Raw genomic sequence first — 22,375 nt, forward strand, 5'->3', positions numbered from 1 at the left:
GCGAATCTCGTTGCGGGAACGGCGCGATTTTTTAGGATTGCCGCTCATGGATTCACCGGAAACCGTCCTCATGCGCCACTTCGGATTCGCGAAATTCCGCGAGCCGCAGGACCGCATCGTCACCGCGATTCTGCAGGGGCGGGACACGCTCGTCATCATGCCCACGGGCGGCGGCAAGTCGCTCTGCTATCAGCTTCCCGCGCTGATGCTGCCGCATCTGACGCTCGTCGTCTCGCCGCTCATCGCGCTGATGAAGGACCAGGTGGACGCGCTGCGCGCGCGCGGGATCGCCGCCGCGAGTCTCAACGGCATGCAGACGCTTTCCGAGCAGAACGAAGTCTTCGACGCGATGCGCGCGGGAACGCTCAAGCTCGTGTACGTCGCGCCGGAGCGCTTCCGCGCGGAGCGTTTCCGCCGCATGATTTCGGAAATCGACGTCTCGCTCTTCGCCGTGGACGAGGCGCACTGCCTGTCGCAGTGGGGACACGATTTCCGCCCGGATTATCTGAAGCTCGACGCCGCGCTCGCGCTCTTCCGCCGCCGCCCGACCGTCGCCGCGTTCACGGCGACCGCGACGCCCGACGTGCGCGAGGACATCCGCAAGACGCTGCGCCTGCGCGCCCCGGCGGAATTCGTCGCGGGCTTCGCGCGCCCGAATCTTTCGTTCAACGTCCGCCACGTCGATCCCTCGCTGACGCGCGTCCGCGGGAACGAGGAGCGCTCCTCGCTGCACCTCGCGAAGCTGGCGCGCATTCTCGAAATCGTGAAGGCGCACCGCACGGGCATCGTCTATTGCGCGACGCGCAGAAGCGCCGAGCGCGTCGCCGACGATCTCGCCGCGGCGAAGGTCGGCGTGATTCTCTACCACGGCGGCATGAGCGACGCGGAGCGCAACTTCGCGCAGGACCGCTTCATGTCCGGCGAGGAAAACGTCGCCGTCGCCACCAACGCGTTCGGCATGGGCATCGACCGCGCGGACATCCGCTTCGTCGTCCACTACGAAATGCCCGGCAGCATCGAGGCCTATTACCAGGAGGCCGGCAGAGCGGGACGCGACGGCGCGCCCGGCTTCTGCGAAATGCTCTTCAACTACGCCGACAAGCGCGTCCAGGACTTCTTCATCGAGGGCGCGAATCCGGACCGCCTCACCGTCATGCGCACCTACAAGACGCTGCGCAAGCTCGCCGACGAGGGCAACGAAGTCCGCATCTCGGCGGACGCGCTCTGCGAGGAGCTCATGCGCGAATACGGCGAAAAGGTCAACCCGATGGCGATCTCGACGTCGATCGCGATTCTCGCGCGGCACGACGTCATCGGGCGCTTCGACATTCCCGGCATGCGCATCCGAGGCACGCGCCTGCTCCAGCCCGATCTTCCGGAAAAGGAACTGCGGATCCCATGGGAAAACCTCGACCGCAAACGCCGCAGCGACGAAAAGAAGCTGGAGGCGCTCGTGAATCTCGCCTACGGGAACACGTGCCGCCAGGAGGCGATTCTCGCGTATTTCGGCGACGCGGAAGGCGCCGTGCCCTGCGGACGCTGCGACGTGTGCATCGCGCGCGCGACGGGAACGCGCCGCCGGCCGGACGTCGAGGAGCTCGTTCTCGTCAAAAAAATCCTCAGCGGCGTCGCGCGCCTTTCCCGCAAAATCGGGCAGGACGAATGGAAGCCAATCTTCGGCCGTGGGCGCGTCCTGGACTGCCTGCTCGGCTCGCGCAACGCGGAGCTGCTGCGGCTCGGGCACGACAGGCTCTCGACCTACGGCATCTTGCGCGGCGAAAAGCGCGACTATCTGTCCGCGCTGATGGACGCGCTGACGCGCGAAGGCCTGCTCGCCTCGGAGACGGTCGGCGAATTCCCGCTGTGCAGGCTGACGCCGCTCGGCTCGCGCGTGATGCGCGGCGCGGAAAGCTTCGAGATGGAATGGCCCGTTCCCGCGAAATCCGAGACAAAGGCGGCGGGGACCGACGGCGGGAAGCGTTCCCGCGGCGGCGCGTTCGCGGGCGTTTCCGTGCCGCGCGATCCGGACGCGGCGCGCGCGCGGCTCTCGCGCGAGGAGCGCGATTTTCTCGAAAGCATCGGCGCGCCGCACGAGAAAAAGAAGAAGCGCCCGCTCCCGCCCTGGCTGAAGCGGAAGCTCTTCGGAAAATCCGGCGGCGGCAAAGCGTCCCCGAAATGACGCAGGAACGCGCGCGGCCGCGGAAACGGCGCAGTTTTGCTTTGCCGAGAAAAGGCGATTCGGTAAAAATTAGAGAAAAGAAAACCTCTCAAAACGACCATGCTGCAGTGCAAAAATCTCACCGTCGAAACGGCGGACGGCAAAAAAATTCTCGACGACGCCGAGGCGCGCTTCGCCTCCGGGCGCATGCACGCCGTGATCGGGCCTTCCGGCTGCGGCAAGACCACGCTGATGAAGGCGATGCTCGGCATGATCGGGCGCACGGGAACGGCGGAGTTCGACGGCGCGCCGATCGACTCCTCGAACGATCTGGCGGGCAGAATCGGCTTCGTGCCGCAGTTCACGCTCGCGCAGCCCAATCTCACCGTCGAAGAGACTTTCCGCTACGCGCTCGCGATGAATCTGCGCGACCCCGAGGAGCGGGAACGCCGCCTGAAGGCGGTGCTCGAGACGACCAAGCTCGCGCCGCACGCGGACAAGCGCGTCGGCTCGCTCTCCGGCGGGCAGACGCGCCGCGTCGGGCTCGGGCTCGAACTCACGCTCAGCCCGAGCTGCCTGATCTGCGACGAAGTGACGAGCGGGCTCGACCCCAATTCCGAAGACGAGATGCTCGACCTGCTGCGCGGGCTCACGGAGCGCGACGGCAAGTCCATCGTCTGCATCATCCACAATCTCGCGAAGCTTTCGCGCTTCGATTCGGTAACCGTCATGCTGCAGGGACGCGTCGTCTTTCAGGGCGCGCTCCCGGAACTGCTGAGCTATTTCGGAATCGGCGGCGCGCTCGAACTCTACGGCGTGCTCGAGACGCGGTCGCCCGATTTCTGGAAGGACAAATGGCGCGTGCACCGCAAATACGAGCTCGAAGTCGTGGACGACGACGAGGCGCCCGAAGCCGCCGCCGCGGGAACGCCCGCCGGCGGGAACGCGCCCGTCGCGCGCGCGGGCTTCTTCGCGCAGCTCGCGACGCTGCTCGCGCGACGCTTCCGCCTCTTCGTGCGCGACAGCGGCTATTTCGCGCTCACGCTCGCGATCACGTTCGGCTTCCCGTGCATCGTCGTCATCTTCGCGCTCGACGGTCTGCCGCAGGTGCCGCGCATGCCCGTCGAACAGGCGATCATGACGTCGCGCCAGGCGCTCGAGGCGCGCGACATTCAGATCGAGCAGATGCGCATCGCGACGCTCGCGACCGGACTCGTGCTGTTTCAGGTCATGCTGCTCGCGCTCATGGGCGCGAACAACGGCGGACGCGAAATCGCCGCCGAGCGCAATCTTTACGAAAAGGAACGCATGAACGGTCTGCGCCCGGACGCCTACGCGCTTTCGAAAATTCTCTTCACGGCGGCGATCGCCGTCTTTCAGGGGCTTTGGATGTGCTCGTTCGTGAAGGTAATCTGCGATTTCCCGGGCGCCTGGGGACCGCAGCTGCTGACGATGGCGGGCGTCTGCGTCGCGATGACGCTCATCTGCCTCGGCTTCTCCTCGCTCATGCAGTCGGCGGAAAAGGCGTCGCTGCTCTCGATTTATCTGGTCGGCTTCCAGCTGCCGCTTTCGGGAATCGTGCTTGAGCTGCCGGACGCGCTCGTGTGGCTCTTCCGCCCGTTCATCAACATTTTCTGGGGCTGGTCCGGATTCTTTTCCGCGATGCAGAACAGCCCCGTCTACGACGCCTACACGCTGATGAACGCGCGCGCGGCGATCTACGAATTCCCCGTCGCGGGAACAGTGCTGCTGCTCCACGCCGCGGTCGGCGCGGCGATGGTCTTCTGGGGCTGCCGCGTCCGCCGTCCGCTCTGAGCCGGGCGCAAAAAAAAGCGGCGGCGTCTTTTCGACGTCGCCGCGTTTCGCGGAATCGCGTTCCCGCGCTCACCAGTTTTCGGCGAGCACTTCGAAGTGCGCCTGCGGGTGGTCGCAGGCCGGGCACTTGATCGGCGCTTCCGAGGCTTCGCAGATGAAGCCGCAGTTGCGGCAGCGCCACCAGGTCTTGCCGTCCTTCTTGAAGACTTCGCCCTTGCGGATGTTCTCGCAGAGCGCGCGGTAGCGCTTTTCGTGCTGCTTTTCCGCGACGGCGACGTTGCGGAAGACGGCGGCGATAATCGGGAAGCCTTCCTTCTCGGCGACGGCGGCGAATTCTGGATACATTTCCGACCATTCTTCGTTTTCCCCGCAGGCGGCGGCTTCCAGATTTTCTTCCGTCGTGCCGATCACGCCCGCCGGGAACGTCGCCGTGATTTCAAGATTTCCCCCTTCGAGGAATTTGAAGAAACGCTTGGCGTGTTCCTTTTCCTGATTCGCAGTCTCTTCGAAGACGTCGGCAATCTGAACGAATCCGTCCTTCTTCGCCTTGCTCGCGAAATACGTGTAGCGCATGCGCGCCTGCGATTCGCCCGCAAAGGCCTTGAGCAGATTCTTTTCGGTTTCAGTTCCTTTTATCGATTTCATAATTGTATTGATTTTACAGTTGAAAAAGTAATCGCATTTTAGCGCGGGAACGCTCCCGCGTCAAGGAGTTCGCGCAAAAACCGCGGCGCGAAGGACGCCAGAAACGGTTTGCAACGCCCGAAGAAGAAGCTCATTCTGCGGGGAGCTCAGTTGATGGCGGAGAAAGCGCGGCATCGGACCCGCTTGTTCTCCGTCGCCGGCGAGGCGAATGAAGGGGTGAGCGGAGCGACAGAAAGTTCTTACGCAATGATGAACAAAGTGATGATGGTCGGGGCGTGCGCCCTGTGTTTGAGCACTACGGGGCTTGCCGAGACGTTGACGGCCGTGGGGAGCGACGCCCTGCATCGCGCGCAGGCCGCGGGATCGGTTGACCCGCTGGAGAGCCGCGCGGTCGAGCCGAAGCCGCCGGCGGCGGCTCCGGACGAAGGGGAGCCGCCCGCGGAGGCCGACGGAGAGCTGTTGAAGATCCGCTCGGTGGAGGTCAGCCGCGGCAAGGGCGTGAGCCGGGCGCTGGCGGACATGGTGCGCGAGAACGTGGAGGCCGCGCTCTCGCCCGAGGGAGAGATCAGCAGCTCGGCGCTGGAGCGGCGCCTGCTGGTCGTCCGTCAGGGACTAATCAACCAGGGCTACTACTTCTCGCGCATCGTGCGCGTGGGCGAGCACGGCGGCGTTTCTCCGGACGGGGTTCTGCGGCTGCACCTGCAGGCGGGGTACGTGCGGGACATCGAGGTGGTCTTCAAGGGCAGGCAGCCGGGCGAGGACGGCACTTACTTTTCCAACGAGCAGGTGCTCAAGCGTTTTGACCGCGTGAAACAGGGCGACGCCTTCAATTACGGCGAGCTCTATTTGGCGCTCTACGGGCTGAACAACCATCCGGACCTGACGGCCGACGTGAATGTGGGCGCCTCGCTCGGCACCGAGGCCGACGGCGACTCGTCGGTCTCGTACCGACTGGACGTGGAGGAGCAGTTGCCCCTGCACGCCTCGCTGGAGATCAACAACTACGCCATCGACGCCGTGGACAATTGGCAGGCCGTGGGAACGGCGCAGTACCTCAACCTCACCAGAGCCGACGACGTCCTCACCGTCTCGCCGGCGACGGCGTTGAGCGGCGACCAGTGGTCGATCGCCGCCAACTACACCCGACCTTTCGCGCTGTTCAACGGCGGATCGCTGAGCCTCTACGGCGGCTACTCCGACTCCGACATCGACGACGTCGACGACGCCGTGATCAGCGACCTCAACTACCAGGGCTACGGCTGGTTCACCGGCGCGCGCGTCAGCTTCAACCTCATCGACACGCCCGCCCAGAACCTCTCGCTCTTCTTCGACCTGATGTTCCGCTCCGTCGAGCAGCGCCTCTTTCTGGACGACTTGGCCCTGCAGCGCTACCGGGTCGGCGTCCTGCCTCTCACCGTCGGGCTCAGCTGGACCAATCGCCGCCTCGACGCCCTCAGCGGCCGCAACTTCGCCTCCGTCTCCTGGACCTACAATCTCACCGACACCGGCGACCGCGTCCGCGACGTGTGGCAGGACGCCGAGACGCACTATTCCATCCTCCGCGCCCAGTTCGCGCGCATTCAGCCGCTTTTCGGCGAGGCTACCCTCGCGCAGGGCTTCGACGCGCAGTGGTGCGCCTTTCTGCGCCTGGAAGGCCAATGGGTCGGCAGGAACCTGATGCCCTACGAGCAGCTCTCCCTCGGCGGTCACGACAACCTCCGCGGCTACCGCAACAACGGCCACTACGGCGACAACGGCTTCTACGGCACCCTCGAGCTGCGCACGCCGGTCTGGCGCGACCTGCTCTCCGGCACGGTGCGCGCCCCGAGCGAGGACCCCGAGCAGTGGATCGATTCCCTGCAGCTGCTCGCTTTCTGCGACTATGGTCGGATCGAGCGCGAGTCCACCCGCTACTGCCGGAGTGACCGCGACTTCCTGTGGTCGCTCGGCTTCGGCGCCCGCATGGCGCTCACCAGGCACACCGCGCTCACGTGCGACGTCGCGTTCCCGATGCGCGACCTGAACGAAAACCGCAAGGACGACGAGGACGTCGAAGTCTACGTCGGCGTCCGCGCCCAATTCTGATCAGGAGGAGTTTGCAATGAAAAAGACGAAATCCCTTGCCGAGACATTCAAGAAGCTTGCGCCCGGGCGGCGGCCGCTCGCCGTGGCCGTCATGACCCTCCTCGCGGCTTCCTCAGCCTCCGCCCTCGACTGGTCCAACGCCCAGATTCAGAGCGGCACCCTCATCGGCGGCACCGAGACCACGGCCGACGGCGGCAAGGTCACCACCACCTTTCAATCTTCCGGCAAGGGCATCATCGACTGGGCCGGAGCCGGCAACGCCGCCGACGCCGGCTTCAACCTGGCCGCCAACGAAGCGCTCAACCTCTTCAACGGCACTTCCGGCACCACGCTGATGCGCGACGTCACCGGGCAGGCGTCGAAGATCCTCGGCGCCGTCAACGCCACCGGCTCGATCTGGGTAGTCAACAAGGCCGGCGTCTTCATCGGATCCTCCGCCGCCGTCGACGTGGGCAAGCAGTTCCTCGCCGCCGCCGGCGACATCTCCGACACCGACTTCCTCAACGGCACCTTCAACTTCACCGACGTCTCCGGCGAGGTCTGGAACGTCGGCACGATCAAGGCCGGCGACGACGTCATCCTCGTCGGCGCCAAGGTCGTCAATCAGGGCCGCATTCAGGCGGCCGACCAGCTGGCCGTCGGCGGCTTCAAAATCGGCGACGCCGGCACACTGGAGATGAACGTCGGCGGCGGCAAGATCACCTTCACCGTCACCGGCGATGCCACCGCCGGCGCCGTCGTCAACGAGGGCGTTCTCGAGAACGCCGCCTATGCCGCGCAGGACATGACACCGACGGCCGACATCACCGGCCTCACCGGAAAGTTCAACGCCACCACCGACCTCACCGACGGCACCTACACCACCGCTGAGCTGACGGCAAGGTCCACTACACTCAAGGCAGCGAAACCAAGACGCTGACCCCCGCCGCCCTCGGCACCGCCGACGCGTCCCTCGGCACCTACACCGCCGTCCGCATTCAGGCGCAGGAGACGATTACGTCGCTGAAGGACAAGGGGCAGGTCAACGCCGCCATCCTCGCGATGGAGGCCGCCGCCGTCAAACAAAGCGACACGGCCGAAACGGCCCCCGTTGCCGGCCTCGGCACCGGCACCGCCGGCGACGGCACACTGACCGCCGCCAAGGATGCCGCGCTCAAGGCCACCGGCGGCGAGCTCGCCATCGGCGACCTCTCCGCCGGGCAGGACATCGCCGTCACCGCGGTCAACGGCATCACGGCCGGAGACCTGACCGCCACGAACGGCGGCATCACTCTCGAAAACACCTCCTCCGGCGAAATCCGGACTCAGGCGCTCACCGCCCGAAACGGCACGCTGACCGTCAAGAACGGCGACAAGGTCGTCGTCCGGGACGCCATGGACGTCAAGGCGCTCGGCGCCGACACCACCTTCACCGAGCTGCAGGCCAAGAGCGCCGTCAAAGTCGCCGACGGCATCAATTTCGGCATCTTAGGGGCGGACTACGACTTCCAGGGCACCGTCACCACCGGAGCGGGCAAGAGCGTGGCCTTCGTCAACGCCAATGACATCAAGGTCTCCGACATCACCGCCGGCACGGAAGGCAATCGCGGCGACGTCATCCTCCACTCCAGCTCCGGCGACATCAAAGCCTCCGGCACGCTGACGGGCGAGAACGTCGCCGTCACCGTCTCCGGCGCCGGAGCCGGCGTCACGGTGAACAAAATCTCCGCCGCCGCCGGCGAAGTCGGCATCACTGCCGCGGGGTCGGTGACGCTCGAAGGCACGGTCAAGGCCCGACAGGTCGAGGTGACCGCGCTCGGCGGCGACATCCTCGCCGGTTCCGCCGCGGGAACAGTTCTTCTCGAAGCCTCACAGGCGACACTGACCGCCGCCGGCAAGATCGGCACGGAGGCGAACCCGATTCTCACCAAAGTCGGCGAGCTCTCCGCCGCCGCCGGATACGACGCGTCCGCGTCCGCGCCCATCCCGACGGCGCAGAGCGGCATCTGCCTCGTCCAGACCGAAGGCGATTGGATCATCACCGACCTGCGCGACTTCGGCACCGGCGACGTCACGCTTGTCGCTGCGGGCGACGCCACGCTCGGCCACGTCGTCTCCGCGACCGGAACCGTCTCCGTGCGCGCCGGGGGCGAGATTCTCGACGGCAACGGCGCGGGAGCCGACATCACCGCCCGAAAGGCGATCCTCGCCGCCGGCCGCGGCGCCGGCATTTCCGACGCGCTGGAAATCTCACTCTCCGGCACAGAAGGCGTCCTCCTTTGGGGCGCCGGCGTGGACGGCGGCTCGGGCGGCTGCGTGCTGATGAACGTCTCCACCGTGGGCGGCAATCCGAACCCCGCGGCCGGAGCCGCGCCGGGCAGCAACGTCATTTGGATGGTCAACGGCCGCTACGCCGGCGGCGACACTCGCCTTATCGCCTCCGCTCAGACCGCCGACGGCGCGGTCTTCGAAGACCTCCCGCTGACCATCCGAACCAATGAGGTCTTCGCGCCCTTCCTCTTCCTCTCGCTCGATCTCGGCGTCCTGCCGCCCGCGGGTCAGGGATTCATCGACTATCCCCGCCCCGTCCGGCGCCTGACCGAGCCTGAGAAGCCCGCCGACGACCGCGGCGCCCGGAGCGGGCAATGATCCGACGCGACGCCGCATAAAAAAGCGCTCCCTGCTTTCCCGGGAGCGCTTTTTTTATCGAGGCGCCGCGAACCGATTTTTCAGCGCCTCACAGCGCTTCGAGGAGGCGCGGCAGGTCGACGTTGTCGCGGATGAGGCCTTCGATGGTCGAGACCTTGTCGTGGTCGCCCGGCTGCGTCTTCACGATCATGGAGTTGATTTTCGCCGTGGTCACGAAGCATTCGCGCGCGGTCGCGACGACGGGCACCTGCAGCTGCGCGAGCATGTTGACGATGCGCGCGCCCGGCCGCAGCCCGTTCGTCAGCACGACGCCGGCGACGTGCGGCAGCGCGCCCGTTCCCGCCGCCGCGATCAGCGAGAAAAGCAGGTCTTCGCGGTCGCCCGGCGTGATGATCAGCGTTCCCGCCTCGATGTAGTCGAGCAGGCTCTGCGCGGACATCGCGCCGATGATGATCTTGTTCACGCGCGAGCTGCGCCCCGCCGCCGCGGGAACGAGCCATTCGGCGCCGATGACTTCGGCGATCTGCGAAAAGTTCGGCCGCGCGAGCGATTTTTCCAGCGGGAGCGTGCCCAACAGCGGAATGCCGAGCGCCTCGAGCGCCTTGCCGACGTAGTGCGAAATCTCGTCCTTCTTCTCCGGAATGACCTTGTTGAGGATCGCGCCGACGCACTGCACGCCCTTGCGGTCGAAGAGCGCCTTGTTGAGCGCGATTTCGTCCACCGGCTTGCCGATGCCGCCGGAGGCGACGATGATCGCCTTCGCGCCGAGCATCGCCGCGTTGTCCGCGTTCGAAGTCTCGAAGACGGAGCCGACGCCCGCGTGCCCCGAGCCCTCGATGATGACGACGTCCTTCCCGTAGGCGACGCGGTCGAACGCGCGGCAGATCGCGTTCAGAATCTTCGGGTGCATCTCCGCGGCGCGGTTCAGATAGCTGCGCGTGAACGCGGAATCGACGGCGACGGGCGACATCGCCGAGAGCGGAATCTTGACGTCGTACACGCTGTTGAGCAGGAACGTGTCCTCGTCCACCTCCACCTCGTCGGCGGTCTTGACGATGCGCTGCGCGACGGGCTTGATGTAGCTCACGTCCTTGCCGAGCGCCTTGAGGGCGCCGAAGAGACCGAGCGAGGTCGTCGTCTTGCCGTCGTTCTGTCGCGTCGCGGCGACGAAGACGCGCTTCACGGAAGTGTTCATGGGCCGCGAAAGCAGCCCGGGAACGTCGTCGGCGAATGCCGTTTTGTTGATCATCGGAATCGGATCGGAAATTCAGAAAAAAAAAGAGCGGCGGAAGCTCAGTCTTCCGCCGTCTCTCCCTTCGGATAAAGGTACTGGCGGTCCACCGCCTGCGCCGCGACGACGATCGCCGAGCCGAGAATGTCGCGCGCGGACGCGCCGCGGGAAATCTCGGCGACGGGCTTCGTCAGCCCTGTCAGAATCTGCCCGTAGCACGGAATGTCGGCGACGATCTGCGTCATCTTGGACGCGATGTTGCCGCTGTTCAGATCCGGGAAGACGAGCACGTTCGCCGCGCCCGCGACGGAGCCGCCGATTTCCTTGGTGCGCGCGGTGAAGGGGTCGAGCGCGGCGTCCACCTGCAGCTCGCCGTCGATTTCGGCGGGAATGCCGAACTCGCGCAGCTTCGCCGCCGCGAGCGTCGTCGCCGCCTTGACCTTTTCGACGGACTCGGTGCGCTTGCTCACGCTCTTGGAGGTGTAGGAAAGCATCGCCACGCGCGGCGGCACGTTGGTGAGGTGCCAGCACAGGCCGGCGGTCGTCGCCGCGATGTCGGCGAGCTGCTCGGCGGTCGGTTCGGGCACGACGGCGCAGTCCGCGAGGAACAGCGTGCCGTCCACGCCGAGCCGCGATTCCTCCATGTCCATGATCTGCATGGACGAAATCGTCTCGACGCCCTCCTGGCGCGGGAACATCTGGAAGACGACTCGCAGCGCGTTGGTCGGCACGGTCGTCGCGCCGCAGACCATCGCGTCCGCGCCGCCGGTGAGCACCATCATCGCCGCGAAGTAATTGGGCGAGAGCATGTATTCGCCCGCGTCCGTCTCGTTCATTTCCGAAAAGCGCTGCATGCCGCGGAAACGCTTCACGAAGTCCGGGAGCTCCGCCGCGCGCGCGGGCTCGATCACGCGGATGCCGTCGAGCTTGACGCCGAGATTCGCGGCGTTGATCTTGATGCGGGAACGGTCGCCGACGAGAATCGGCACGCCCAAGCGCCGCGTCGCGAACTGGCGCGCGGCCTGAATGACGCGCGCGTCCGCGCCTTCCGGGAAGACGACGCGCTTCGGGTGGTTCTGAAGACGGACGGAAAGTTTGTTGATGAGAGGCATGGTTCTGACGGTTCTTTCTTGTTGTCGGATTGAAGGTTAAGAAAACTTGAACGCCGAACGGCGAGACGTCTTCGACCGCTTTTCGCGCCGCGTGTCTTTCGTTGTTCGCCGTTCATGGACATCTGAAGCGTCCGCCGGGCGCCCGTTTGTCTCCGGGCGCCGCGCGGCGGGAACGCCTCACCAGTTCTTCTGCGTGTCCGGATAGAGCGCGTTCCACCAGTCCGAATCGTCCTTCAGCCAGCGGTCGAACCACGCGAGATGCGACTTCATCCACTGCGTGCGGCGACCGTAGCCGGAAAGAATGTGGTCTTCGGCCTTGAAGGTCACGAGCTCGACGGGCTTGCCGAGAATCTTCAGCGCGGCGAACATCTGAATCGACTCGCCCACGGGAACGTTCGTGTCCGCCTGTCCGTGGCAGAGCAGAATCGGCGTCTTGATCTTGTCCGCGGAGAAGAGCGGGCTCTGCTCCACGAAGATTTCGCGGTTCTTCCACGGGAACGAGCCCGCGGCGGCGACGGCGTTATAGACCGCGCCCCAGTAGCCTTCGCCCCAGTAGCTCGTGATGTCGCTGATGCCGGCGTGCGCGACCGCGGCGGCGAAGATGTCCGTGCGCGTCTGCAGGTACATCGTCATGAATCCGCCGTAGGAGGCGCCGATGCAGCCGATCTTCTTTTCGTTCACGAACGGGTGTTCGGCGCAGAATTTCTTCACGCCCTCGATGATGTCGTCCGAAGTGCGTCGGCCCCACGCGTTCACGTGCCCGGCGGAAAATTCCTGCCCGAAGCCCGTCGTTCCCGTCGGCTGGAGCACATAGACGACGTAGCCGTTCGCCGCCCAGAGCGGGTAGGAATAATGCGAGCCGAAGCCGCGCGTCGTCGGCGAGGTGCCGCCGTAGTAGTACACGATCATCGGGTACTTCTTGTTCGGGTCAAAGTCCGTCGGCAGGAAATACTGTCCCGTGATCTCGACGCCCGCGGAGGAGACGAAGTTCCACGGACGCTCCGTCGGCATCGCCGCTTCCGAGACGACGTCGTCGAGCGACGAAAGGTATTCGCGCGCGGCGTTCTTCTTCAGATCCACGACGTACGCCTTCGGCGGGACGAGAGAGCCCTGCCCCAGCGCGGTCGCCACGGGAACGAATTCCTTCGGATTCGTCGAGACCGAAAACCCGTAAACCGCCTCGGCGGGAACGGCGATCTTCGTGAACTTGCGGCTCGCGGGATTGTAGGCGTAAACGCTCTTGCGGTCCTTGTCCTCGACGGTCAGATAAATCCTGCCGTCGCCCGCCCAGCGCGCGGCGGCGACGCTGGGATCGAAGTCGCGCGTGATCGGATCGACCTCCTTCGTCGCCAGATCGAGAATGAACGCCTGCTTGTCGTAGGAATTGGCGGTCATGCCTTCGGGAACGTTTCTGCCGACGCCGCCGAGCGCGTTCGGGCTGCCGACCAGCAGCGCCTTCTTCCCGTCGGGAGAGAACTGCGCGAAGCTGTCGTACGAATCGTCCACGACGAGCGCGTCGAGCTTCATCGTGTCCAAATCGAGCTTGTAAAGGCTGTTGCGCGAGTATTCGGGGCGGGAATAATCCACGTCGTTCGTCGAAAAGAGAATGCTCTTCCCGTCGGGCGAGACGGAATTGAGCGAAGTCGATTTCGTTCCCGCCGTGAGCGGACGCATCACGCCGTCGGCGAATTTGTAAAGGTAAAGATACGTGCGGTTGCGGAACGCGCCGGAACGGTCGGCGATGTTGAGCACGCGCGTGAAATTGTCCGTCGGCGCGACCCATTTTTCCGTCTTCGAGACGATGAAGCCGCTTTCGTCAGGGAGCCAGGTGTAGCCGTGATTGTCGTGCGGCAGATCTTCCGCGAGCGTCGTCTCGACGCCCGTCGCGACGTCGATCGCGACGTAGGACGCCCTGCCGAGCGCGACCTTGCGGCGGTAAATCCGCGCGCCCTGAGGCATCCACGCGTAGTCGGCGCCGTCGGCGCGGAAGACGACCTTGCCGCTCGCGAGCGCGCGCACTTCGATGCGCCAGCGCACGCTCTCGTCCGCCTTCAGCTCGGAAAACGTGTTCATCACGTATTTGCCGTTCGGAGAAATCGCGCCGCCCACGACGCGCTCGCCCTCGTTCACGTCCGCGATCGTCAGCGGACGCTTGTCGGAAGCCTTCGGGAACGCGATCGCGACCTTGTCCGGCGCCTTGCTCGTCACGATCTCCGCCGAAAGCGCCGGCGTCGCCTTGTCGCCCGCGGCGACGAGCGTCTTGACGAGGATTTCGCAGCGCGCGACCTCGAGAGAAAGTTCCGCCTCCGCCGTTTCCGCCTTCTCGGCGGATTCCTGCGCGCTCAGCTTGTCGGCGACCTTCGCGCCGTTCACGTAAACCTCGCAGCGCTGCGGCGTCTTCACCTTGAGCTTCGCCTTGACGTACGCGCTCGGCGTCACGAAAAAGCGATAGACGCGCAGCGTCGCGGGCTCGCCCTCGGCGGGCGCGGCGGCGTCCTGCGGCGCGAAGAAACCGTCCTGCACGATCGCGGGAACGAACGCCAGCTTGTCCGCGTCCGGGATCGGCAGCCGCAGCGCCGCCTCGGCGTCGAAGACTTTGCCGTCCAGATTCTTCACGTCGGCGAAGGCGGGCGCGGGAACGGCGAGCGCCGCGGAAACGTCGCACGCGGGAACGGCGAGCACGGTGTCCTTGGGCTGCGCCGGCTTTTCCGCCTCCGCGCACGCGGCGCAGTCGGGAGCGCACGCGGCGGGCTGTTCGGGCGCGTCCGCCGGAGCGGTTTCCGCGCAGATCCACGCCGGGCAGAGCAACGCCGCCGCGGCGAAAAGCGTTTTCACGTCGAAAAGAGTCTCGTATTTCATAAGCACTGCCGAAATTCTGCTCCCCTTCGCGCGTTTTCGCGACAAAAAAACGCCCCCTTCCGGCAAGGAGACGGGCGAGCGAAACGTGAAGCCGCGCCGCCTGAAAAACTTTTTTAACTTCCTTTGACTTAGCGGTTTTTAGAAAAGCTTAAGGGTTAAAGCTTAAAGGAAAGTTTCCGCGGAAGGATTTCGATGAAGCGCTCCCGAAAGAAGCCGCAAAAAAGGCGGCGTTTCCGCCGCCTTTCGTCCGGGAGCACCCCGCCTCACTTCGTCTGCTTCATGATCTCGTCGGTGATTTCCTTGACGAGCGCCTCGACGTCCGCCGGAGCGTCCGCCTTCGCCTTGCATTCGCAGGGCTTCGCGGGCGTGCTCAGCTTGCACGTGGCGTTGCCGGCGAGGATTTCCCACGGATCCGCGTCGCAGAGATTCGCGACCTTCAGCCCGAAACGGTCGTCCGGCAGATTCATCTGTTTCTTCAGATCGAGAATTTCCGCCATGCCTTCGTTCGAAATCGCGGGACCGCGCTTCGGCAGCTGGTTCGCGAGCAGGATCGTGCGGCAGAGCGCGTCGGCGATCTCCATCTTGTAATACGCGTCCTCGACGCCCGTGCCCCAGGTGATGACGCCGTGAGACGCCATCATGATCGCCTGGTGCGTCGGCGCGAGCTCCGCGCAGAACTTCGCCACGTCCGGGCTGCCCGGCGTCGCGTATTTCGCGATCGGAATGCGGCCGAGAAAGATTTCGGATTCGGTGAGCAGGCAGGTCGGCGGCTCCACGCCCGCGACCGCGAACGCCGTCGCGTGCACCGGGTGCGCGTGAATGACGGACATCGCCGTCGGGCACACCTTCATGATCGCGATGTGCGTGTTCACCTCGCTCGTGCGCTTCCACGTGCCCGCGAGCTGCTTGCCCTTCGCGTCCACCATGCCGAGCATGTCGGGCGTGAGGAAGCCCTTGCTGACGCCCGTCGGCGTGCACAGGTAGCGGTCGCCGTCCACGCGGACGGAAATGTTGCCGCCGTTGCCGTCCACGAACTCGCGCAGCCAGATGCGGCGTCCCATGTCGCACATCTGGTACTTGAGCGCCTCGCACTCGGGAGAATTGAAGTAATCGACGTCCTCCTTCTTGTAGCCGGACTGGTCGGCGGGCGTCGGGCAGAAATTGCGCGTCGAGGGACCGCTCGCCGTGAGGCGCGCGAGCGCGGGATCGCCGACGAAATTCGCCGAGGCCGGCGCGCCCGCCTTCGGCGCCGCGGGAACGGCATTCGTCGCGGCGGGAGCCGTGCCCGCCATCGCGGGATCGAAGACGAGGCGGACGCCCGCTTCCGTGAGCACGTCGCGCGCGATCGGCGTCACGCGCATTTCCGGTCCGTGGCGGAACACCTTGGCGCCTGTCTTCACGAAGGCTTCCGCTTCTGCTTGGTTAAAAAGTTTCATGGGAAAATATGATGAAATTTCGGGGTTGATTGTTCCGACAGTCTGAACGTTTCCCGCGCCCCGCGCAAGAATTTATCTCCGCGCCGCCGCGCGCTCGCCGCCGACTATCCGTTATCAGTTATCCATTATCAGTTATCCATTATCCGCCATCCGTCAGCCTTGCGCGCCTCTTCCGATGGAGAGATATTCCACGCCGGCGGCGCGCATCGTCGCGGGAGCGAAGCAGTTGCGCCCGTCCAGCACGAGCGGACGCTTCATCAGCCTTACGAACGTTTCCGGCGCGAGCGCCTTCACCGCCGGCCATTCCGTGAAGATGAAGCACACGTCCGCGCCCGCGAGCGCGTCTTCCGGGCTCCCGCAGTATTCCAGCTCGTAGGGATAGAGCCGCCGGAAATTGTTCGCCGCCACCGGATCCCACGCCGCCACGCGCGCGCCGTCGTCCAGCAGCAGCGGCACGTTCGCCAGCGCGGGACCGTCGCGCAGATCGTCCGTTCCCGGCTTGAACGCCAGCCCGAGCACCGCCGCGCGCAGCCCGTCGAACGATTCGTGGAACCTGCGCGCCTTTTTCAGCAGCTTCAGCTTCTGGTTGTCGTTCACCTCGATCGCCGCCTTCACCGTCTTGAGCTCGCAGTCGTGAAAATTCGCCAGCCAGTGCAGCGCCTTCGTGTCCTTCGGGAAGCACGAGCCGCCGTAGCCGATGCCCGCCCGCAGAAACTTGTCCCCGATGCGCGCGTCGAAGCTCATGCCCGCCGTCACCGAATCGATGTCCGCGCCCACGATCTCGCACACGTTCGCGATCTCGTTGATGTAGGAGATCTTCAGCGCCAGAAAATCGTTCGACGCGTACTTCACCATTTCCGCGCTCCGGCGGTTCATCACGAGCACCGGCGCCTCGAAGCCCGCGTACATCGCGCGGATCTTCTCCGCCGCGGCCGCCGATTCCGCCCCGATCACGATGCGGCTCGGGCGCATCGTGTCGCGCACCGCCGTGCCCTGCGCCAGAAATTCCGGATTGGAGACGACGTCGATCTTCACCCGCCCCGCGACGCGTTCCCGCAGCCGCGCCTCCACGCGGTCGTTCGTGCCGATGGGAACCGTCGACTTGACGATCACCACGCAGTCCCGCCCCGCGCGCGCCGCGATCTCGTCCACGACCGCGAACAGGTAAGACAGATTCGCCGAGCCGTCCTTCTTCTCCGGAGTGCCCACGCCGATGATGATGACTTCCGCGTCGCGGTACGCCGCCGCCGAGTCCGTCGTGAACGTCAGCCGCCCGCGGTTCTCGCGCAGCAGCGCGTCGAGCCCGTCTTCGTAAATGGGCGACGTTCCCGCGTTGAGCAGCGCGATCTTCTCTTCGACGACGTCCGTGCACGTGACGTCGTGCCCGTGCGCCGCAAGGCACACGCCCGTGACCAGACCGACGTAGCCGGTTCCTGCAACTGTGATTTTCATGAGGTTATGGAGGTTATGAAGGTTATGAGGTTAAGGTTTCCCGGGAGCGCCTTCCGGAAAGGCGGCGCGCCCGCCGCGTCTCGAAATCCTTCCCGCGCAAATTCCGAGTGAAAGACGGCGTTCCAGTCTTCGCCCCCAAGGAGCTTGTTCGCATAAATTTCGCCCTTCCCGTTTTCAGTCCCTTAGGGGCTGCTCGCAGATGAGCACCGTTTCGCCGGAAACGCTCTCGATCGTCGGCTTAAACACTTTGAATTTGTAACCCAAATCCCACCTCTCGATCATCGGCTTGATGTCCAGAAAATCGCTGATGTTGTGATAAATCGAAATCAGCAGAACAGGCTTCTGTTCGCAAATCGTCTTCTTCGCTCCGCGCAGAAACGCCTGTTCCGCGCCTTCGATGTCGACTTTAATCAGCCCCACTCGAATCCTATGCTCCGCGACAAAATCGTCCATCGCGACAACCGGACATTTTTCAACGTATTTCGGATTTTTTACCATCCCCGGATTCTGCGAACTGCCGGACCCCATGATGCGCAGCTCTATCTCGCCTTTCTCGGCTCCTACCGCCGTGTGCACGGGAACGACGTTGGTCAGCCCGTTCAGCTCAATGGTCTTAAGCAGGTGCTTATAATTTTCGGAAGAGGCCTCGAAGCTATAGACTTTCCCTTCCGTCAGCCCGTGCAGCATAAGCGCGGAATCGCCGATGAACCCGCCGACGTCCAAAATGTCTTTCCCTCGAATCTGCTCTGCAGAATCAAGCTGAGAAATGCCGTGATTGTAGAGAAACACGCTCGCCTCGAAATGCTTTATCGGCAGGAAATAATTTTTCCACACGAAAAGGCTGTCCGATATCGTCAATATCGTTTTTTCAAAATTCCGAACCAGGCGTAATCGTTTCTTTTCTTCCGGAGTCCAAAGATCCAATTTCGTCTTTGCTCCTTTAATCATCTGCAATCTGCGGATGATGACGCCGACGGTCTCAACGCTTTCTTCCGGCAAGCCCGCGATGAGTTTTCGAAAACGCGCCTCAAAATCAGGCGCAGAAACTATATCGCAAAGACCTCGCTCCTCTCTCGTCCGAATTTCATACGGACAATCGTAGAGAACGTCCGTTCCTTCGAGGACCGCAAGCACGCGTTTCTCGCTTTCGGGCACGCTTTTCGCGAGCGCCGCAAGTGCAAGGTTCGTCTGCGTGGCGGATTTCTCCTGTTCCCGCGTCAGCGCTTCTCCCGTTTGGACGAAAGCATCTCGGAGATGTTTTTCAGCCGAGGCCGCAGACGCACGAAGCTCGTTTTTCACCGAGGTCGCTTCCCGGGCAAGCGCTTCTTCGAACGCACGGGAAAGCGCATCCGCGCGGGCATTCACGCTGCGAACGGTTTCTGCCGCCGTCTGCGCCGATTCGCTGCGCACCGTGCTCAAGGCTTCGCGCACGTCCTCAAGCCGCGCCTCCAGATTCTCTTCGGAGGAGAGCAGCTCGTTTTTCACCGAGGTCGCTTCCCGGGCAAGCGCTTCTTCGAACGCACGGGAAAGCGCGTCCGCGCGGGCATTCACGCTGCGAACGGTTTCTGCCGCCGTCTGCGCCGATTCGCTGCGCACCGTGCTCAAGGCTTCGCGCACGTCCTCAAGCCGCGCCTCCAGATTCTCTTCCGCGCTGAGCGTCGCATGTTTCACCGCGAGCGTCTTCAAGATCAGCATTTCGCGCGTTTCGGAAATCGCCGCACGCAACACGCGTTCCGTCGCAAGCGTCTGGTTCTTCAGCTCCGTCTTGCTCGACGCGAGTTCGCGCGAAAGCGCCTCGGCGCGTTCCCGAACTGTCTTGAGATCCGCCCGAACAGCGTTGAGAGCACGGCGGTTTTCGTCGAACGCGCGACGGTTCGCGTCGCTCATCCGCCGCAGCTCGTCGAGCAGGATGCGCGTCTGCTCTTCCGCCGCGCGGCGCAGATGCCGCTCCGCGTGCGCGATCTTTCCGCGCGTCGCGGGAATGAGCGCGTCGAAAATCCGCCACAGAACGCTGCGGGAACGCTTCGCCTCGCGCAGACGCGCCAGCTCCTGCGACGAAAGCGCGCGCACGTCCACGCCGTCCCGCGGCGTCAGATTCAGATGCCGCGCGCGGAACGCCTTGCGCTTTTTCTTCGAAAAAATGAACAGCGAAGCCGCCCGCACCGCGAAACGCTTCAGCGCCGAATCCCGACGCAGCTCCGGACGCACGTTCACGTCGATCCCGTCCTTCGGCGTCAGATCCATGTGCCGCGCCCGCCAACGCTTCCGCGCCGCCTTGTTCAGAATGAACAGCGCCCCCAAACGCACCACGAACCGCGGCAAAACCATGGGAGAGGCGACGTTCCCGGCGCGTCTCCCGGATGGTTTGACCGCAGATTCCCGCGTATCAACGCAAATTTCCTTCTTCTCCGCATCGATTTTCGCAACGCGTTCCCGCACGCCGTCGAGCCACGCGGAATCTTTCAGTTCGCCCGACAAAAGCTCGCGGGAACGCGCGCGGTCTTCCATGGAAATCTCGCGATAAAAACGCACAAGTGTTTCAGAAGTTCCCCGTGCATAGCCGCGCAAAACTTCAACGATTGCGGCTCCGAGGAATTTCTCCTTCAATTTTTCCAGCTCGAAAACGACGGTCGCATAGCTTTTGAAATTCCGGAAGGAGATTTTCTTATTCGTCATCGTGCTTCCCGCGCGGACTCGCCGACGAAAAAGCGCGTCGGAGATGCTTTTAGCCCGCTTTGCAGCGAGAATCATTTTCCAGAAAAATACGTTGTCTTCGTAGAGAATACCTTCCGGAAACCGAATTGAATTTTCATTCAAAAATCTTCTGGTAGAACAATAACAACATGCACTTGGAGAAAACCCGCAGCCCGCGTTCTTGAACGCGAGAACGAGCGACTGCCCGCTCTGCGCCTCGAACGGTCTGCGCTTGTAAAGCGTTTTATACACGGGGTGAGCTTTCTCAAGATCCTCGCTCTCGAAAAAGCTTTCCGCACCGAAAAGCAGAACATCGAGCGAGTTTTTCTCCATTTCCGCGAACATTTTCCCGAGCGCGTCCTGCGGAGAAACGTCGTCCGAATCCATGAAGTAGATATATTTTCCTCGGGCGACGGAAAGCCCCGCATTACGCGCTGCGGAAAGACCGCGGTTTTCCTGCGAAATGATACGCATGCGCGAATCTTTCGACGCGTATTCTTCGAGGATCGCGGGCGAGCCGTCCGTCGAGCCGTCGTTCACGCAGATAATTTCGATGTTTTTCAGCGTCTGCCCGCAAATTGAATCCAAGCATTCCCGCAGATATTTTTCGACGTTATACACGGGAACGACGACGGAAACGAGCGGGTAATCGACCTCCACAAGCAGTTCGTAAAGCGGGATTTCATTCAGGAAGTTTTTATAAAGCTTTTCTTTCTCGTTCACCTTTGCCGCCAAAGCGTGGATTCGAGCGAGAAATTCCGGTTTGTAGTTGGAAAGTTCCGGATTCTCGTTAATCTGGGGGAGCACGACTTTGAGCATCTGGACGAATCTTCCGTGAATCCAAGAATAATACCCGACATCATAAATTCCTCGTGCGTTCAGCAAATCTATTCCACGTCCTACATAATTCAAATTGTCGTCAAAGTAGGCCTTGGAAAAGATATGCGTTACGGAGGATTCGTTTTTCACATAGTAGTAAAATACATCCGGGACAAGAACGACGGACTCTTCTTTCTGACAGACTTTCAACAAGAAAAGTACATCTTCTCCCACAAGAAATTTCTCGTCTGCAAAACAAATCTTGTTTTTCTTGAGGAGATCAGAATCGTAAATCGCACTCGTAAATTGGTAGTGAAACCTAGCGAACAGCGGAAGCTCGCCTTGTTTTTTCTCGATAAAAGAATTAGCGGACCAAGTCGTCTCCTCCACAACTCCGTTCAGAACTCTTTTCAGGTCAGCTTTGGCAATCGCCAAGCCATTTTTCACTGCGGCACCGAAAAGTTTTTCATAGAAATCTGAATCAATGTAGTCGTCCGCATCCACGAAGCCGATGTATTTTCCCCTCGAAAATTGAATTCCCGCATCACGCGCTTTCGCCGCGCCGGCGTTTACTTGTTCAATCACTTTGATTCTCGAATCTTTCGCGGCGTATTCTTCAAGAATCCGCGAGGAAGAGTCGGTGGAACCGTCGTCCACGCAGATGATTTCGATTTCCTTGAGCGTCTGATTGACGACGGAATCGAGGCACTGCCGCAGGTATTTTTCGACGTTGTAAACGGGAATGACGACGGAAACGAAGGGAGCGACCTTCAGCCTTCCTTGTATTAAGGCTTCTTTCTTGATTTCAAGAAACTCATCTTTGCAAGCCATCCATTCACAAGCAAACGGAATTTCATTGTTTTCCCAAGGCTTTTGCGTCCCTGCAAAATGAACGATTCTTACATCATCGTTTAAGATTTCTTGTATGGAATGAATCTTTGTTCCGCATATCTCATGGAATCGCTCAAAGAACTCGACGGATCCAATCTTTCTCGAATTCTGATAATACCAAACCGGCAAGAAATTATCTCGAAAGTCAAGAAAGCAGACGTTTCCTGCGAAGCACATGTTGAATATCGTCTGATCCATCAAGGAGAAATCCGTACTCTTCCGCTTTTCCTCGAGGAGCGTCTCCGACATCCTGCGGGATCTTAAAAGAGCAAGATTGAGAAGCATCATCCCCGAGTTAAATAGCCACTTCTTGAATTTTTGAACCTTAGGAACTTTGCTCGTCAAGACCCATGCATCCGTAACGACTGCAGCATAGCAGTGTCCTAAAAATTTACAAAAAAGCTCACCCAAATCTCTGCGGACAAGCACATCGCCGTCGAGATAAAGAACGCGATTCAGATTCGGAAGCAGCTCCGGCAAAGAAAATTTCAAAAGCGCCGCGGGCGTCGCCATGCAATGACCTCGCTCCTTCGCTTTATGAAGCGTCGCG

At 62.6% G+C, this 22,375-nt stretch carries 13 protein-coding genes; 5 read left to right on the top strand and 8 right to left on the bottom strand.

Features of this window, described 5'->3' with window-relative positions:
• Positions 1 to 46 precede the first annotated feature (46 nt).
• Together ACQREB_RS07805 and ACQREB_RS07810 are read left to right on the top strand one after the other, a co-directional pair.
• A complete protein-coding gene (locus ACQREB_RS07805; protein WP_427767365.1) occupies positions 47 to 2,179 on the top strand; it encodes a RecQ family ATP-dependent DNA helicase in 2,133 nt (710 codons plus the stop codon).
• A gap of 99 nt (positions 2,180 to 2,278) precedes the next feature.
• The gene (locus ACQREB_RS07810; protein WP_427767368.1) at positions 2,279 to 3,973 is read left to right on the top strand and encodes an ATP-binding cassette domain-containing protein; all 1,695 of its coding nucleotides are present in this window, start codon (positions 2,279 to 2,281) and stop codon (positions 3,971 to 3,973) included.
• Between the two features lie 69 nt (positions 3,974 to 4,042).
• On the opposite strand, the gene rbr is transcribed toward ACQREB_RS07810, so the two are convergent.
• Positions 4,043 to 4,618 (bottom strand): rubrerythrin, encoded by a 576-nt coding sequence (gene rbr / locus ACQREB_RS07815; protein ID WP_427767370.1) that lies wholly within the window; start codon positions 4,616 to 4,618, stop codon positions 4,043 to 4,045.
• Between the two features lie 239 nt (positions 4,619 to 4,857).
• Positions 4,858 to 5,139 carry a hypothetical protein gene (locus ACQREB_RS07820; RefSeq protein WP_427767393.1) on the bottom strand — a complete coding sequence of 94 codons (282 nt, stop codon included), beginning with the start codon at positions 5,137 to 5,139 and terminating at the stop codon, positions 4,858 to 4,860.
• On the opposite strand from ACQREB_RS07820, the gene ACQREB_RS07825 reads away from it, so the two are divergent.
• From ACQREB_RS07825 to ACQREB_RS07835, 3 genes are all read left to right on the top strand, one after another.
• On the top strand, positions 5,138 to 6,703 hold the full coding sequence (locus ACQREB_RS07825; RefSeq protein WP_427767391.1) for a ShlB/FhaC/HecB family hemolysin secretion/activation protein: 1,566 nt from the start codon (positions 5,138 to 5,140) through the stop codon (positions 6,701 to 6,703). The genes ACQREB_RS07820 and ACQREB_RS07825 overlap by 2 nt on opposite strands.
• A gap of 16 nt (positions 6,704 to 6,719) precedes the next feature.
• Positions 6,720 to 7,622 carry a filamentous hemagglutinin N-terminal domain-containing protein gene (locus tag ACQREB_RS07830; RefSeq protein ID WP_427767372.1) on the top strand — a complete coding sequence of 301 codons (903 nt, stop codon included), beginning with the start codon at positions 6,720 to 6,722 and terminating at the stop codon, positions 7,620 to 7,622.
• Positions 7,623 to 7,744: 122 nt separating this feature from the next.
• The gene (locus tag ACQREB_RS07835) at positions 7,745 to 9,331 is read left to right on the top strand and encodes a hypothetical protein (RefSeq protein ID WP_427767375.1); all 1,587 of its coding nucleotides are present in this window, start codon (positions 7,745 to 7,747) and stop codon (positions 9,329 to 9,331) included.
• A gap of 88 nt (positions 9,332 to 9,419) precedes the next feature.
• Here ACQREB_RS07835 and ACQREB_RS07840 read toward each other — a convergent pair whose 3' ends face one another.
• The 6 genes from ACQREB_RS07840 to ACQREB_RS07865 form a co-directional block, all read right to left on the bottom strand.
• Entirely contained in the window at positions 9,420 to 10,580 is a 1,161-nt protein-coding gene (locus ACQREB_RS07840; protein ID WP_427767378.1) for a phosphotransacetylase family protein, read from the bottom strand.
• Between the two features lie 44 nt (positions 10,581 to 10,624).
• Positions 10,625 to 11,674, bottom strand: coding sequence for a phosphate acyltransferase (locus ACQREB_RS07845; RefSeq protein WP_427767379.1), 1,050 nt, complete (start codon positions 11,672 to 11,674; stop codon positions 10,625 to 10,627).
• Between the two features lie 177 nt (positions 11,675 to 11,851).
• Positions 11,852 to 14,533 carry a prolyl oligopeptidase family serine peptidase gene (locus ACQREB_RS07850; protein WP_427767382.1) on the bottom strand — a complete coding sequence of 894 codons (2,682 nt, stop codon included), beginning with the start codon at positions 14,531 to 14,533 and terminating at the stop codon, positions 11,852 to 11,854.
• A 263-nt stretch (positions 14,534 to 14,796) separates the two neighbouring features.
• The gene (locus ACQREB_RS07855) at positions 14,797 to 15,969 is read right to left on the bottom strand and encodes a class II aldolase/adducin family protein (protein ID WP_427767385.1); all 1,173 of its coding nucleotides are present in this window, start codon (positions 15,967 to 15,969) and stop codon (positions 14,797 to 14,799) included.
• A gap of 153 nt (positions 15,970 to 16,122) precedes the next feature.
• On the bottom strand, positions 16,123 to 17,421 hold the full coding sequence (locus tag ACQREB_RS07860; protein ID WP_427767386.1) for a UDP-glucose dehydrogenase family protein: 1,299 nt from the start codon (positions 17,419 to 17,421) through the stop codon (positions 16,123 to 16,125).
• Positions 17,422 to 17,595: 174 nt separating this feature from the next.
• The gene (locus tag ACQREB_RS07865) at positions 17,596 to 22,338 is read right to left on the bottom strand and encodes an FkbM family methyltransferase (RefSeq protein ID WP_427767388.1); all 4,743 of its coding nucleotides are present in this window, start codon (positions 22,336 to 22,338) and stop codon (positions 17,596 to 17,598) included.
• Positions 22,339 to 22,375: the final 37 nt, after the last annotated feature.

This window comes from Candidatus Spyradosoma sp. SGI.093, assembly GCF_050314555.1.
Taxonomy (GTDB): Bacteria; Verrucomicrobiota; Verrucomicrobiia; order Opitutales; family UBA953; genus Spyradosoma.

Excerpts from the sequence above, each read along its gene's own strand:
- ACQREB_RS07845 (WP_427767379.1), bottom strand. The coding sequence starts at position 11,674 with ATGCCTCTCATCAACAAACTTTCCGTCCGTCTTCAGAACCACCCGAAG.
- ACQREB_RS07840 (WP_427767378.1), bottom strand. The coding sequence starts at position 10,580 with ATGATCAACAAAACGGCATTCGCCGACGACGTTCCCGGGCTGCTTTCG.
- ACQREB_RS07830 (WP_427767372.1), top strand. The coding sequence starts at position 6,720 with ATGAAAAAGACGAAATCCCTTGCCGAGACATTCAAGAAGCTTGCGCCC.
- ACQREB_RS07860 (WP_427767386.1), bottom strand. The coding sequence starts at position 17,421 with ATGAAAATCACAGTTGCAGGAACCGGCTACGTCGGTCTGGTCACGGGC.
- ACQREB_RS07810 (WP_427767368.1), top strand. The coding sequence starts at position 2,279 with ATGCTGCAGTGCAAAAATCTCACCGTCGAAACGGCGGACGGCAAAAAA.
- ACQREB_RS07820 (WP_427767393.1), bottom strand. The coding sequence starts at position 5,139 with ATGTCCGCCAGCGCCCGGCTCACGCCCTTGCCGCGGCTGACCTCCACC.
- ACQREB_RS07850 (WP_427767382.1), bottom strand. The coding sequence starts at position 14,533 with ATGAAATACGAGACTCTTTTCGACGTGAAAACGCTTTTCGCCGCGGCG.
- ACQREB_RS07865 (WP_427767388.1), bottom strand. The coding sequence starts at position 22,338 with ATGGCGACGCCCGCGGCGCTTTTGAAATTTTCTTTGCCGGAGCTGCTT.
- ACQREB_RS07805 (WP_427767365.1), top strand. The coding sequence starts at position 47 with ATGGATTCACCGGAAACCGTCCTCATGCGCCACTTCGGATTCGCGAAA.
- ACQREB_RS07835 (WP_427767375.1), top strand. The coding sequence starts at position 7,745 with ATGGAGGCCGCCGCCGTCAAACAAAGCGACACGGCCGAAACGGCCCCC.
- ACQREB_RS07825 (WP_427767391.1), top strand. The coding sequence starts at position 5,138 with ATGGTGCGCGAGAACGTGGAGGCCGCGCTCTCGCCCGAGGGAGAGATC.
- ACQREB_RS07855 (WP_427767385.1), bottom strand. The coding sequence starts at position 15,969 with ATGAAACTTTTTAACCAAGCAGAAGCGGAAGCCTTCGTGAAGACAGGC.
- rbr (WP_427767370.1), bottom strand. The coding sequence starts at position 4,618 with ATGAAATCGATAAAAGGAACTGAAACCGAAAAGAATCTGCTCAAGGCC.